Raw genomic sequence first — 13,551 nt, 5'->3', positions numbered from 1 at the left:
CTTGGGTGTCTGACTCAGGGTGTGAAAGGGCAGTTTGGTGCAGGGGCTGCGGCTGTGGCGGCGAGCCGGTCCCAATCCGGTTTCGAGTGGGAGAGGAGATAATCGCGCCTTTGGGGCAGGTGTCTGGCCCGCCACTGCGTAATCAGTGCCCGCAGCAGGAGGCGGGCCTGGGCCGAGACCACCAGGGCTTCAAACTCCTGTCCCGGCAGCGGGTTGACGCTTTGGTATCCGTCCAGGACGGACAGTGCGCGCTCCCAGGGGCTTTCGGGGTCTGCCCCCAACAAATTGGCCATGGTCACGCTGACGTCGAAGATCACGGGAGTTCGGACCACGTCGCCGAAATCGATAATCCCCGTCACGTAGGCCGGGCTATTGGGGTTGACGAGGACATTAAACGGACTGAAATCCCCATGGACAACCTGCGAGGGAAGGGTATCCAGTAGTGGAACTACTTCTGCATCGAACTGGTCGAAAATGCCCTCGGCCAGGGAGCGCTTTTCCTTGTCATCAACGTAGCCAAGTAGCGACCGCATCCTATGAAAGTGCTTGAGGTCCCAAAGGAGCAGACGGTCCGCCCGCGGATGGTCGAAGTCCTGCAAGGCGAGGCCAACGCTTGCCAGGCTTGAGCCAACCAGCTGAAGATGGCCAGCGGACGCGTCGTGCTTGGCCAGCAACTCTCCCGGCATGAAGCGCATCACCCGAAGCACCCTGTCGAAGGGGCCAGTAGGCGCCGGGATGAGGACTTCCGCGGCTCCACCAAGGCTCCTGACAAGGCGCTGGACCGGCAACCCGGGAGCGGTCCGCTCCAGGTGAACCATGCACGCCGTCTGCAGTTGGACAATCCCTGGATCCTCTTCAGGTGAGGAAACCTTCACCAGAAAGGCCTCTTCTCCGCCTTGAAGGCGGAACGTCTCGTCCTTTTCCGTGGGAATCCGTACCAGCTTCCCCTGCAGGCCGTAGAAACGCTCAAGGAGTCGCTTCACAGTCGAGTCAGTGAGCTGCGACTGCTCTGTCAGGAGCCCGCTTTCTGCAACCACGGCATTAAAAAAATCGGAGTCGGTTCGGACGTCCATGGCTCTGGGCTCCTGTCGCTTGGTGAATAGATTCGACATGCTCGGTGCTCTGCTGTTCAACAGTTCTACAGAGTATGACACCGCGCACCCCGCCTGCGCAATGAAATGCCCGGCAGGTCTACTGTTCAACTGTTGACAATTTTGCTTGTGGAGTTTTAAAGTCGTTCTATGAGCGGACTCCCTTGGAGGACCGTAGTGATCACCATTCATCCGCCCTGTGCAGGGCCGCCTACACCTCAACGAACGGACAAACCATGGCTGACAACAACTCCCGGCCGAAGTACATCTCCTTCGATATCTACGGCACGCTGATCAACTGGGACACGGATTCCACTACCCGCCGCCTGCTCGCGGGCAGGCTGCCGGAAGAGCAGTGGCCGGCGTTCAAGAAGGTTTTCCGCGGATACCGCTTCGACGAGGTCCTCGGTGACTACAAGCCCTACGAGGAGATCCTCCAGAATTCCTTTGACCGCGTTTGCAGGTTCTTCGGCATTGGCCCCACTCCCGGCGCCGGCGCGGAGTTCGCTGAGACCGTCCGCGGCTTTGGTGCCCATGATGACGTACCGGCTCCATTGAAGCTCATGGGCGACAACTACAAGCTGGTTGCCCTGTCCAATGCGGACGACAGCTTCCTGGACATCAGCATCCCCAAGCTGGGCGCTAACTTCTATGCGGTGCTGACTGCTGAGCAGGCGCAGGCGTACAAACCGCGCTACCAGGCGTTCGAATACATGCTGGACACCTTGAACGCAAAGCCGGAGGACTTCCTGCACATCGCCTCGCACACCCGCTACGACATGCATCCGATGCACGATATGGGCTTCCGCAACCTCTGGGTGCTGGACCGTGGCTACGACCCCATTACCGGCGGCTACGACTACAACACGGTAAAGTCCCTGGACGAGATCAACCAGCATCTCGGCCTCTAGTTCCAGCCGACCTGGACAGAAAAGTAAAGACCGCGGCCCCAAGGCCGCGGTCTTTACTTTTACGTCGTTGAGTGCCTCTTGGCGATAACGTCGCGGATCGATTCGCGGTACTGGATGATCGTGTCCGAGATGACCTTTTCCGCCAGGACGGGGTCACGGGAGTCAAGAGCGTCCACGATGTTCTGGTGCTCGGCCTCGAGCGCGTCCGGGTCCTCGTATTCGTGGTGCTCAATCGAAAGCACGAACATGAAGTACCGCAGCTCGGTCACCAGCTGCTGATAGAACGTCCTCAACTTCTGGCTTCCGAGGATTCCCACGATGGCGCTGTGGACCGCAAGGTCCTTTTCGACAATCTTGAAGGGATCGCCAGTTTTCAACACTGCCCGGAACTCCTCCATGGCGGCGTGAACCTCATCGAGGGAGGTGCTTTCGGAGATGCTCCGCGCGGCAGTGGTTTCCAGATGATACCGCGCGTTATAGACGTCCATGATTTCCGCGTCGGTGGGGTCCCAGACGATGGCTCCCTGGTTTGCCCGGTGGCGGATGAGGCCGCCTGCCTGGACGATGCGGACCGCCTCGCGGACCGTATTCCTGGAAAGGCCGAGGTTCTCCGCAAGGAGGCTCTCCCGGAGGCGCTCACCGGGCTTGAGCCCTCCGCTGAGGATCATGGCTGTGAGCCCGTCCGCAACCTGTTGCACGGTGGACGAGTGCACTATCTTGATCTGCTCAACCATGCGTTTCATCCTACAGTCGTGGTCAACTGTAGGGCAGTGGACCATCTTTTCGGTAGTTTCTCTGGCCGTTGCCCGCCAGGGCCAATGCCCCGCATGCGCGAACGGGTCCGGAGCCAAAGCCGAGGCTTCAACTCCGGACCCGTCCCGCTTTAGGGTGGCACGCAGCCGTTAGCGGATTGCTGCTTCTGAAATAGCCGATTCGGCCAGGCCCCAGTACTCGAGGGATTCCTTGTACTCCGGGCTCTCGAGAACCGACTGGATGGCTGCCTGCAGGGCCGGCGTCAACGGTGATCCCTTCTTCAGCCCCATGGCAACATTGGTATTCGTCCGGGTATCCATCCTGGGCTCCAGGATGGAGAAATGGTCCGGCTGCTGGGCGTCCGCCCAGGCCAGGCCGCTGGCGTCGTAGAAGACGCCGTCGATCCGCTTGGAGTCCAGCTGTGTCAGAGCCTCCTGGACGTTGGGCAGGGTGATTGCGTTGATTGCGGGCTGCCCCTTTTCCTCACAGGTCCACTTGGAGACGTTGGGCAGGTGCTTGAGTTGCTGCGTGGAACCCTTGGTCACGCCGATGTTCCTGCCGCAGAGGGTGTCGTTGGTCAGGTTGAGCGGGTTGCCCTTCGTTACCGCCACGGCCGAGCCGCCCTTGAGGTAGTTGATCATGTCCATGACCTTCAGGCGCTCTTCCGTGGCGGACATGGTGGTCGCTGTGAAGTCGAAACGGCCGCCGTCGATGCCGGGGATGATCGTATCGAAGGCCGTGTTTTCGAACTTCAGCTTCAGCCCCAGCTTCTTTGCCACCAGGCGGGCCAGGTCAGGGTTCACGCCAATGGGCGTCAAATTGTCCTCGGCGAGGAACGTCATGGGCGGGGAACTCAGATCCATCGCGACCGTAAGCTCGCCCTTGGCTTTGTAGGACTCGGGGAGCAGGGCAACTGCCTCCGCATCCGGCTGGACACCTTCTGAGATGTCACGGGTGTTTTGCGTCTTGGGAACGTCAGTTGCCTCGGTGCCCGTGGCCGCGCCGCCACAAGCGCTCAGGGCCAGCAGGACTGCTAGTCCGGCGGCCACCGTCTGGATCTTTTTTCTGCCCATTATGTGCTTCCCTTCAGTGGGCTCAGCGGCAAGTGCCTACTGAGAATGCAGTTCTATCCATGCCTGCCGCTCGGGTATCGATGCGGCACCACGAGGGCTGCTAACCGCCGGCGCAGCAGCGAAGGTGTGATTCAGCTCTCGTTCCAGACACCAATAAAACTCCGCCGGGCGACGGTTGTCAACAGTAGAACAGTTGAGCTACGGGGGATGTCGCATGTATCCGAGGCCTCGGAGGTTGGGAATATGCATTGGTAGAAGCGCTGCCGGATAGTCCTCTACAGAGCTCAGTCGTCTCCCGGCCGGACGGAAGTTTCCCACCAAATGTGGGCCAGGGAGGATCTCAGGACGGGGATCTGGGAGGTTACCTCGGGCGAAGTCAAGAGCACTGGCCTGGCTACGACGAGATCTGCCAAATCCTCAGCGGGAGCGGAACCATCGCTGAACCGGACGGCAGCAGCTTTGAGGTCGGCCCCGGTACCCTCTTCGTGACTCCCGCCGGCTGGGAGGGTCACTGGACCATCCGCGAGACTGTCCGCAAGATGTGGGTTTGTTAAGAACGTCCCGGCAGCCGCCGAACAGTAAACGTCAAACCTGAGAACGGAGGGCATGGTGCAGCAGTTGCTGCCCATGCCCGCCTTTCTGTGTCTCGCCCTGCCCAACGCGGACTCCAGTTTCCTGGACAGCAGCATTCCCAAGCTCGGCTGCCGTTAACGTCCGGGGCGATGTCCCGGCGTTCATCACGCGGCAGTTCAACATGCCGCTGGCGCGTGGGGCCATGGCCAACGTGCTGCAGTCCGGTTGGTGGGGGAGCCGGGGCAGGCGGCGGCCATTGTGGGGACCACCGGGGCGGACAAGACCAGGCTGGTGAACCTGATGATGCGGTTCTACGAGCTGGATGCGGGACGGATAACGCTCGACGGCGTGGACGTCACCTCGGTGCCGCGGCGAGAGCTGCGCTCGCGGCTGGGGATGGTGCTGCAGGTGGCTGTTCGGCGGGACCATCCGGTACAACATCGCCTACGGCCGGCCAGGTGCTTCCGAATTTGAAATTCTCGAAGCCGCACGCGCGACGTATGTGGACCGGTTCGTGCGCTCACTGCCGGACGGGTACGACACCGTGCTGGATGACGAGGGCGCGAACCCGCGGGGGAGAAGCAGCTGCTGACGATTGCGCGGGCTTTCCTGGCCCGGCCGTCGGTGCTGATCCTGGATGAGGCCACGTCTTCCGTGGACACCCGTACGGAGGTGCTGGTGCAGAAGGCGATGAGTGCGCTGCGGTCCGACCGTACTTCTTTCGTCATTGCCCACCGCCTGTCCACCATCCGCGACGCCGACCTCATCTTGGCGATGGAGGCCGGCCAGATCGTGGAACAGGGGACGCACGCTTTATTGCTGGCCGCAGGGTAGCAAGTTCGTTCGCGACCTTTCTGCCCTGTTGCTTCGTGCCTACAACGCTGAGGCCGAGAACTGTGTAAAGACCGTGAAAGCCGGAAACCTTCACACTGCAGCAGCCCGCCTCGAGAAAGCGCGGGAGCAGATCGCAAAGCGGGGCACAGTGATAGGTCTGCAAATAACCAACGCCTTCCACTCATTGCGCGAGAAGGAACTTGAACTCGCGGCACGGCACCTGGAAGCCGTGGCAATTCAGAAGCAGATGGAAGCCGAGGCGAGAGCCGAAGCCAGGGAGGCTGCCAAGGCGCAGCGAGAGTGGGAAGCGCTAAAGGCCAAGCAGCAGAAGGAGGTCGACCACTATGCCAACGTTCTCATGCAGCTCCAGGCCGCGGGAGACCTTGAAGGTGTCCAGCGTGTCCAGGAGCAGCTCGAGGACGCAGAAGCAAAGCTCGCCGACGCAGAGGACAACGCGCTCAACACTCGCGCTGGGTATGTCTACGTCATCTCTAACCTAGGCGCATTCGGTGAAGGGGTAGTCAAGATTGGAATGACCCGCCGCCTCAACCCCATGGAACGAGTGCGCGAACTTGGCGATGCCTCGGTCCCGTTCCTCTTTGACGTCCACGCCCTGTTCTTCTCCAAGGACGCTGTGGGCATTGAAACGATGCTCCACCAGCATTTTGCTGGCCAGAGAGTGAACTTGGTAAATCTGCGCCGTGAGTACTCTTACGCGTCCCCTTCCGACGTGAAAGACGCCTTGGTGGAGCATCACGTGGAACTGGTGGAATACCACGAGAACGCACCCGCCGAGGAGTTCGCCGCATCCCAAGACCTGCGCGAGGCAGGGCTAATACCGGCCGCCGTCTAACACCACCTGCGGCAGTGAAGTGGAGCGGACTACGGCGGGAAGTTCCGACGTCGTTCGCTCCACTATCTGAGAGACGCACACTCTTGGTCCATTAGAGAGAAGTTACGCGGCCATCCCCGATGGCATCACGCTGCAGTTCGCCATCCGCTCTGAGCCCGCACGACGATCAGTTCGATGCAACCATCCCGACGTAGCACACAGAAACACTAAGCAATGTACTTGGCCTCCCCGCGTAACCTTGTTTGATGCCCCGTTTTGCGCTCGACATCGAATCCGTGCCCCGCCCTGCCCGCGCGCAGGAACTCCTGGACGCCGTGAACCACAGCGTGGTCATTGCCGACGGCGCCATGGGCACCATGCTGCAGGGCCGGGACCTCACCCTCGAAACAGACTTCCAGAACCTGGAAGGCTGCAACGAGATCCTCAACGACACCCGGCCGGACGTCATCGCCGACATCCACGACGCCTACTTCGCCACCGGCATCGACGCCGTGGAAACCAACACCTTCGGCGCCAACTGGTCCAACCTCTCCGACTACGGCATCGACGACCGCATCGCCGAGCTCGCCCTCAAGGGCGCCAAGATCGCCCGCGAACGCGCCGAAGCGGCCGAAGCAACAGACGGCCGGATGCGCTGGGTCCTCGGCTCCATGGGTCCGGGCACCAAGCTCCCCAGCCTTGGCCACACCAGCTACGACTACCTCAAGCAGACCTTCGCACTGCAGGCCGAGGGCCTCATCGACGGCGGCGCGGACGCGTTCCTCATCGAAACCAGCCAGGACCTCCTGCAGACCAAGGCCGCGGTCAACGGCTGCAAGCAGGCCATCGTCTCCCGCGGCGTCCGGCTCCCCATCTTCGTCGAAGTAACTGTCGAGACCACCGGCACCATGCTCATGGGCTCCGAAATCGGCGCCGCGCTCACCGCGCTCGAGCCGCTCGGCGTCGACGCCATCGGCCTGAACTGCGCCACCGGCCCGGATGAGATGAGCGAGCACCTCCGCCACCTCTCCAAGCAGTCCTCCGTCGCCATCGCATGCATGCCCAACGCCGGCCTGCCCGTCCTCGGCGCCAACGGCGCGCACTATCCGCTCTCACCCACCGAACTCGCCACCGCGCACGAGCAGTTCGTCCGCGAATTCGGCCTGGGCCTGGTGGGCGGCTGCTGCGGTACGACGCCGGAACATATGGCCGCCGTCGTCGAACGCCTTGCCCCCTTCCGCGCCCAGGCGACGAAAGCCGGCAGCGGCAAGACGCAGCCCGCCCGCGTGCCCACCGAGCGCGAGGCCGGCATCGCCTCCCTCTACCAGCACGTGAACTTCGACCAGGAATCCGCCTACCTAGCCATCGGTGAGCGCACCAACGCCAATGGCTCCAAGGCCTTCCGCCAGGCCATGCTCGAAGAGCGCTGGGACGACTGTGTGGACATCGCCCGCGAGCAGATCCGCGTCGGCGCGCACCTGCTGGACGTCTGCGTGGACTACGTGGGGCGCGACGGCGTCGCGGACGTCAAGGAGATCGTCTCCCGTTTCGCGTCGGCCTCCACCCTCCCGCTCGTCATCGACTCCACCGAACCGCCCGTCCTGCAGGCCGGCCTGGAACTCATCGGCGGCCGACCGGTGGTCAACTCCGTCAACTACGAGGACGGCGACGGACCCAACAGCCGCTTCGCCCGCATCATGCCGCTGGTCAAGGAACACGGCACCGCTGTTATCGCCCTGACCATCGACGAACAGGGCCAGGCCCGCACCACCGACGGCAAGGTGGCCATTGCCTCCCGCCTCGTCGACGCCCTGGTGGGTGAATGGGGAATGCGCGTCGAGGACATCATCGTGGACGCCCTGACCTTCCCAGTCGCCACCGGCCAGGAAGAAACCCGCCGGGACGGCATCGAAACCATCGAGGCCATCCGCCAGATCACCGCCAAGTACCCCGGCATCAACACCACCCTGGGCGTCTCCAACGTCTCCTTCGGCCTGAACCCGGCCGCGCGCATCGTCCTGAACTCCGTGTTCCTGCACGAGGCCACTGAAGCGGGTCTGACCAGTGGCATCATCGACGCCGCCAAGATCGTCCCGCTCGCCTCGATCCCGGAAGACCAGCGCAAGGTGGCCCTGGACCTGGTCTGGGACCGCCGCGAATACGACGCCGACGGCAACACCACTTACGACCCCCTCGCCATCATGCTCGACATGTTCGCCGGCGTGGACACCGCAGCGCTCAAGGACCAGCGCGCCGCCGAACTCGCGGCGCTGCCCACGGGCGCGCGCCTGGAACGGCGCATCATCGACGGCGAAGGCAAGGGCCTCGAGGAGGACCTGGACCTGGCCCGCAGCGAGGGGCTGACCCCGCTCGGCATCATCAACGACCACCTGCTCGAGGGCATGAAGGTGGTGGGCGAACGCTTCGGCGCCGGCGAAATGCAGCTGCCGTTCGTGCTGCAGTCCGCCGAGGTGATGAAGAACGCCGTGGCCCTGCTCGAGCCGCACATGGAGAAGTCCGACTCCTCCGGCAAGGGCACCATGGTGATCGCCACCGTGCGCGGCGACGTGCACGATATCGGCAAGAACCTGGTGGACATCATCCTCACCAACAACGGCTACAAGGTAGTCAACATCGGCATCAAGCAGGGCATCGCCGAGATCATCGCCGCGGCCGAGGAACACGACGCCGACGTGATCGGCATGTCCGGGCTGCTGGTGAAGTCCACCGTGGTGATGAAGGAAAACCTCGCCGAGCTGCAGTCCCGCGGCCTGGCCAAGAAGTGGCCCGTGATCCTCGGCGGCGCGGCCTTGACCCGCGCCTACGTGGAGCAGGACCTGGCGGAGCAGTTTGACGGTACGGTCCGGTACGCCAAGGACGCCTTCGAGGGCCTGGCCCTCATGGAACCGCTGGTGCGCGTTGCCCGCGGCGAGTCGCCGGACGACGTCGGCCTGCCGCCGCTGAAGAAGCGCATCCATAAGGGCGGTGCCAAGTTCACGGTGACTGAGCCGGAGGCCATGCCCGGCCGGTCCGACGTCGCCGCCGACAATCCCGTGCCCGCCCCGCCGTTCTGGGGCACCCGCATCGTGCGCGGCGTGGCGCTCCACGACTTCGCCGCGTTCCTGGACGAGCGGGCCACCTTCATGGGCCAGTGGGGCCTCAAGCCGGGCCGCGGCGAGGACGGCGCCTCCTACGAGGAACTGGTGGAACGTGAGGGCCGGCCGCGCCTGCGCTACTGGCTGGACCGCATCCTCGCCGAGGGCATGCTGGACGCCTCCGTCGCCTACGGCTACTTCCCCGTCGTTTCCGAAGGGGAACAGGTGGTAGTGCTGCACCACGGTGAAGACCGCGACGGCGTCCTCGGCACCCCGGGCCTGCTCGCCCCCGACGGCGGTTCAGGCGGCCCCATCGGCACCGACCGGCTGCGCTTCGACTTCCCGCGCCAGCGCCGCGACCGGCACCTGTGCCTCGCCGACTTCGTAAAGTCCCGCGAGTCAGGCCAGATCGACGTGCTGCCCGTGCAGCTGGTCACCGCCGGCTCGAAGATCGACGAGTTCACCGCCGAGATGTTCGCCGGCAACCACTACCGCGACTACTACGAGCTCAACGGCCTGGTCATGCAGCTCACCGAGGCACTGGCCGAGTTCTGGCACGCCCGTATCCGCAAGGAGCTTGGTTTCGCCGCCGAGGAACCGAAGGACACGGCTGGGTATTTCAAGCTCGACTACCGGGGCGCCCGGTTCTCGCTCGGCTACCCCGCGTGCCCGGACATGGAGGACCGCCGCAAGGTGACGGAGCTCCTGAAGCCCGAGCGCATGGGCGTGGTCCTCAGCGACGAGCTGATGCTGCACCCCGAGCAGTCCACGGACGCGTTCGTGTTCCACCACCCGGAGGCGAAGTACTTCAAGGTGTGAGCTGGTGCCGGTCGCCGGCCTTTGCGGACTGGGCCTGGGCGGACCGCCGTTCCAGGCTTCCGTCCGGGCCGGCGACCGGCTTCACCCGCCGGAACGCGGCGAGCACGGCCCGTCCGATCACCGTTATGCCGATGATCGTGGTGACCGCGCGCAGGGTGTCCCAGCCCGCCGTCGACGTGACCAGCGAGTACAGCAGGAAGCTGGACAGGTTGGTGCCGAGCGGCGCCCCCGGCTGGTACGAGATGCCCGTGCCGGCGCCGACGGCGAAGGGCCAGAACCACAGGTTGGTCAGCAGGCCGAACAAGTAGGACGCCACCGCGCCGTAGCCGCACAGCATCCACAGCTCCGCCTTACCGCGCACCCGCCGGGGGAGCAGGCCGGCCCCGGCACCCACCCACGCGCAGGCGAAGATCTGGAACGGCGTCCACGGCCCGATCCCGCCCCACAGCACGCTGGAGACGGCGATGGTGGCGGCGCCCAGCAGGAGGCCGAAGCGGGCACCGAACGCGCGGCCGGCCAGGATCAGCAGGATAAAGACTGCCTCAACGCCCCCGACGCCGGTGCTGGCCACCCGGACCGCGGAACCGACGGCTGCCAGGACGCCGAGCAGCGCCACCATGTGTGCCGAACGGACGGACCCGTCGAGGGATAGGACGACGGCGACGGCGGCGAGCGGCGCGATGGCCAGCGCCGCGTACGGGACGGCCGCGGCGGCATCCTGCGGGAGGGCCGTGGCGAGCAACGGCCAGCAGAAGGCGCCGAGGGCCAGCAGGTTAGCGGCCGCGAGGACCGGAAGCTCGACGGCGCGCGGCAGCCGGATGCGGCGCGGTTTCACAGCACCGGGAAGATCTGCCCGCCTGCCTGTGAACTGTGGTGCCGCAACGGGTGCCGGGGCAGCGCTGACGGCTTTAGCCGGGGCCGCTTCCACTGAAGGCGCGACGCCGTCACGCATAGGCAGGATCCGGGCGCCGAGACGCTGTGCGAAATCGTGGTCGTGGGTGGCGATCAGGACGGCCGCGCCCGCCTCCGCTGCCGCCTGAAGCGCCGCAGCGACCGCCGTGCGCGCCGCCGGATCCAGCCCCCGGGTGGGTTCGTCGATCAGGAGAACCTGCGGATCGTTCATGGTCTGCAGCGCGATGGCCAGGATCCGGCGCTCGCCAGCTGAAAGATCCCGGGGATGCTCGTCCCCGATGGGGATTGCCACGTCTCCCCGCAGCCGGGCAAGGTGGGACGCCGCAAAGCCGGACGCGGGATGGGCGCCGTTCTTTCGGCGCGCAAGCCTGCGCTCTGCCGCGCCGAGCTCGCCGGCAACGGTGTCCCGGGTGAAGAGGTCGTCCGAGGCGTCCGGCACCAGGGCCACCCGGCCGCCGCCGGACGTGATGTTCCCGCTGATACCGTCACCCGCCTTGCCGTCACGCAGGGCGAGCGCCACCAGCAGGGACGACTTCCCTGCACCGTTCGGCCCCACCAGGGCCACCACTTCGCCGCGGTGCAGGGTCAGGGACGCGTCGCGCACCAGCGGCTGGCCCTTGCGGCGCACCGCGAAGTTCACCGCCGCCAGCACGGGGGTTTCCTGCGCAGGCTCGGCCTGGGACGGAAGGACTTCAGCAGCCCGCGGGAAGGCGGACGGCGCGGCACCCGGAACCCCTGCAGTTGGGATCAATGCGCCGTCGTCGATGGTCCACCAGGAGTCGGCGACGGGCACGAGCGGCTCCGCGCGGTGCTCCGCGACGATGACGCAGACACCGGCGTCGCGGGCGAGGGCGTGCAGCACGGCGGTGACGCGTGCGCGTGCTGCGGTGTCGAGGTCGGCCAGGGGCTCGTCCACCAGGAGCAGGGCGGGATGTTCGACGACGGCGGCAGCGATGGCCACGAGCGTCGCCTCACCCGCCGAGAGGGTGCTGAGGTTGCGGTCCAGCAGCGCGGTCACCCCGACGCTCTCCGCCACCTCCAGCACCCGTGCCTTCGACGCGTCGGACGGCACGCCGCGCAGCTCAAGAGCGAGGGAGATTTCGTCCCGGACCCTGGTGCTGGCAAAGGCGGCGCGGGGGTTCTGCAGGACGACGCCGACCAGGCGTGCGGTGTCGCGCGGGGGAGTGGCGGCGCGGTCTGCCCCGGCCACGCGCACGGTGCCGGCGATAGCGCCGCCGTCGACATGGGAAAGGAGCCCGGCGATGCCGCGGAGGATGGTGGACTTCCCCGAACCCGTGGGCCCGGTGATCACAGCGATGGACCCGGGCGGCGGCGCGAATTCGCAGACGTGCACCTGCGCGTCACCGATGCGGAAGTGCGCGTCCCGGATCAGGACGGGTTCTGCGCCGCCGCGTGCGGGCTGGTGGGACGCCCGGCTGCCAAACCCGCGGAGCTCCAGGGCGGCGGCAACCCCGCCGGCGTGTTCGAGGGTGCGCTCAAGGACAGGAACAAGGGCGCGGGGCCCGAAGCGTTCGCCCCGCAACCGGAACGCCAGGCGGACGGAGTGCACGGCGTCGGCGAGGGCCGGTAGCGCAGCCCACGCCACCACAAGCATCCGGGCGATGCCCTGCATGGGGCCGCCGCGGGCCAGGTGGACGAAGCCGCGGGCAACGTCCACAAAGGAGTTGAGGATGCCAAAGCCCAGGATGATGCCGGCAATCGGCAGGGCGGACAGGACCGCCTCCCACAGGCCGGATCCCGTGACCGGGCCGAAGAGCACCACATGCGCGTACGGCGCGGGCAGCCGCACCGGCGGCAGGTCGAGCAGGACCGGGGCGCCCCTGCTGGCGCCGTTGAAGAGGACGCGGTAGATGACCCGCGCCGCGATGAAGATGGCGGCCAGGGCCACCCCAACACGTAGCGGCGCGGGTCGGAAGGTCATGCCTTGGGCGCGGCCGGTTCGCCGTCGACCGTGTAGAGCAGTTCCAGGCTCTCGCCGGGGCTCACCTTCAGGGTGGCGAGGCCTTCCTGGGCGTAGGCCCACTCACCGTCGGCCGGCTTGACCCAGAGGGACCAGTAGGCGAAGGCGGCGGGCATGCCCTTGCATTCTTCGCGGTACGTGCCGCCCTTGTGGGTGATGTCGAGGTCCGCGGCGGGCACGCCGTTCACCCGGCAGACCAGCTCGGTGGGGTACTGCTCGGTGCCCTCGGTTTTGATGTCTGCCTCGGCGAGAATTTCAGATGCCACGGTGGGCTCGGTGGCGGACACGCACGTGGAGGTGTCGGCGGCATCCTGCTTCAGGGCGCCGGAATCCACGATGACCTGCACGCCGTCGCAGTCCCCGGAGGCTGCGGCGGACGACGCCGCGGCGGTGGTGGCCGGTGCGGAGGCGGCGGGCTGGGTGGCGGCCGGTGCTGAACAGGCGGCGAGGGAAAACAGGAGACCTGCGGCGGCGAGGGAGCTCGCGGCGGCGGTGCGGATGTTAGTCAAAGTCACCTGATAAGGGTAGGGCGTGGCCAGTCAGGATCGGGATGCCGCCACGTTGTGTGACGCCAGGCTTCACGACAGCCGGCGGGACGCCCCACGCGGAACAGCACCGACGACGGCGGGAGGTTCCGCCGTCGTCCGCCGGAACGTGCGGCTTCCTGGCTCATACCG

The 13,551-nt window shown here is 65.7% G+C and carries 9 protein-coding genes and 1 pseudogene; 5 read left to right on the top strand and 5 right to left on the bottom strand.

Annotated elements, in window-relative coordinates; genetic code table 11:
• Positions 1–14: 14 nt before the first annotated feature.
• Positions 15–1,073: a phosphotransferase gene (locus AC5RU7_RS08065; RefSeq protein ID WP_494051823.1), complete on the bottom strand. Its 1,059-nt coding sequence runs from the start codon at positions 1,071–1,073 to the stop codon at positions 15–17.
• A 254-nt stretch (positions 1,074–1,327) separates the two neighbouring features.
• On the opposite strand from AC5RU7_RS08065, the gene AC5RU7_RS08060 reads away from it, so the two are divergent.
• Positions 1,328–2,002 carry an HAD family hydrolase gene (locus AC5RU7_RS08060; RefSeq protein WP_494051822.1) on the top strand — a complete coding sequence of 225 codons (675 nt, stop codon included), beginning with the start codon at positions 1,328–1,330 and terminating at the stop codon, positions 2,000–2,002.
• Between the two features lie 59 nt (positions 2,003–2,061).
• Here the strand turns inward: AC5RU7_RS08060 and AC5RU7_RS08055 are convergent, their stop codons facing one another.
• Positions 2,062–2,736, bottom strand: coding sequence for a GntR family transcriptional regulator (locus AC5RU7_RS08055; protein ID WP_494009568.1), 675 nt, complete (start codon positions 2,734–2,736; stop codon positions 2,062–2,064).
• 168 nt (positions 2,737–2,904) lie between these two features.
• Positions 2,905–3,828, bottom strand: coding sequence for an ABC transporter substrate-binding protein (locus AC5RU7_RS08050; protein WP_494009567.1), 924 nt, complete (start codon positions 3,826–3,828; stop codon positions 2,905–2,907).
• Positions 3,829–4,151: 323 nt separating this feature from the next.
• On the opposite strand from AC5RU7_RS08050, the gene AC5RU7_RS08045 reads away from it, so the two are divergent.
• From AC5RU7_RS08045 to metH, 4 genes and pseudogenes are all read left to right on the top strand, one after another.
• Positions 4,152–4,382, top strand: a complete 231-nt coding sequence (locus tag AC5RU7_RS08045) for a cupin domain-containing protein (RefSeq protein WP_494009566.1) — start codon at positions 4,152–4,154, stop codon at positions 4,380–4,382.
• Positions 4,383–4,626: 244 nt separating this feature from the next.
• Positions 4,627–5,235 (top strand): annotated as a pseudogene (locus AC5RU7_RS08040) (ABC transporter ATP-binding protein); the annotation flags it as partial.
• 28 nt (positions 5,236–5,263) lie between these two features.
• On the top strand, positions 5,264–6,088 hold the full coding sequence (locus AC5RU7_RS08035; protein ID WP_494051821.1) for an SNIPE associated domain-containing protein: 825 nt from the start codon (positions 5,264–5,266) through the stop codon (positions 6,086–6,088).
• Positions 6,089–6,333: 245 nt separating this feature from the next.
• The gene (metH, locus tag AC5RU7_RS08030; protein WP_494009564.1) at positions 6,334–9,981 is read left to right on the top strand and encodes a methionine synthase; all 3,648 of its coding nucleotides are present in this window, start codon (positions 6,334–6,336) and stop codon (positions 9,979–9,981) included.
• Here the strand turns inward: metH and AC5RU7_RS08025 are convergent.
• Together AC5RU7_RS08025 and AC5RU7_RS08020 are read right to left on the bottom strand one after the other, a co-directional pair.
• Complete coding sequence (locus AC5RU7_RS08025; protein ID WP_494051820.1) at positions 9,971–12,835, bottom strand: ATP-binding cassette domain-containing protein; 2,865 nt, start codon at positions 12,833–12,835, stop codon at positions 9,971–9,973. The two genes, metH and AC5RU7_RS08025, sit on opposite strands and share 11 nt — an antisense overlap.
• Positions 12,832–13,389 carry a hypothetical protein gene (locus tag AC5RU7_RS08020; protein ID WP_494051819.1) on the bottom strand — a complete coding sequence of 186 codons (558 nt, stop codon included), beginning with the start codon at positions 13,387–13,389 and terminating at the stop codon, positions 12,832–12,834. Before AC5RU7_RS08020 ends, AC5RU7_RS08025 begins: the two co-directional genes overlap by 4 nt.
• Positions 13,390–13,551 lie beyond the last annotated feature (162 nt).

Source organism: Arthrobacter sp. K410C (assembly GCF_059090105.1).
The sequence above is the reverse complement of the archived record's forward strand: the minus strand, read 5'-3'. Positions and strand labels throughout refer to the sequence as shown.

Excerpts from the sequence above, each read along its gene's own strand:
- AC5RU7_RS08065 (WP_494051823.1), bottom strand. The coding sequence starts at position 1,073 with ATGGACGTCCGAACCGACTCCGATTTTTTTAATGCCGTGGTTGCAGAA.
- AC5RU7_RS08060 (WP_494051822.1), top strand. The coding sequence starts at position 1,328 with ATGGCTGACAACAACTCCCGGCCGAAGTACATCTCCTTCGATATCTAC.
- AC5RU7_RS08055 (WP_494009568.1), bottom strand. The coding sequence starts at position 2,736 with ATGGTTGAGCAGATCAAGATAGTGCACTCGTCCACCGTGCAACAGGTT.
- AC5RU7_RS08050 (WP_494009567.1), bottom strand. The coding sequence starts at position 3,828 with ATGGGCAGAAAAAAGATCCAGACGGTGGCCGCCGGACTAGCAGTCCTG.
- metH (WP_494009564.1), top strand. The coding sequence starts at position 6,334 with ATGCCCCGTTTTGCGCTCGACATCGAATCCGTGCCCCGCCCTGCCCGC.
- AC5RU7_RS08025 (WP_494051820.1), bottom strand. The coding sequence starts at position 12,835 with ATGACCTTCCGACCCGCGCCGCTACGTGTTGGGGTGGCCCTGGCCGCC.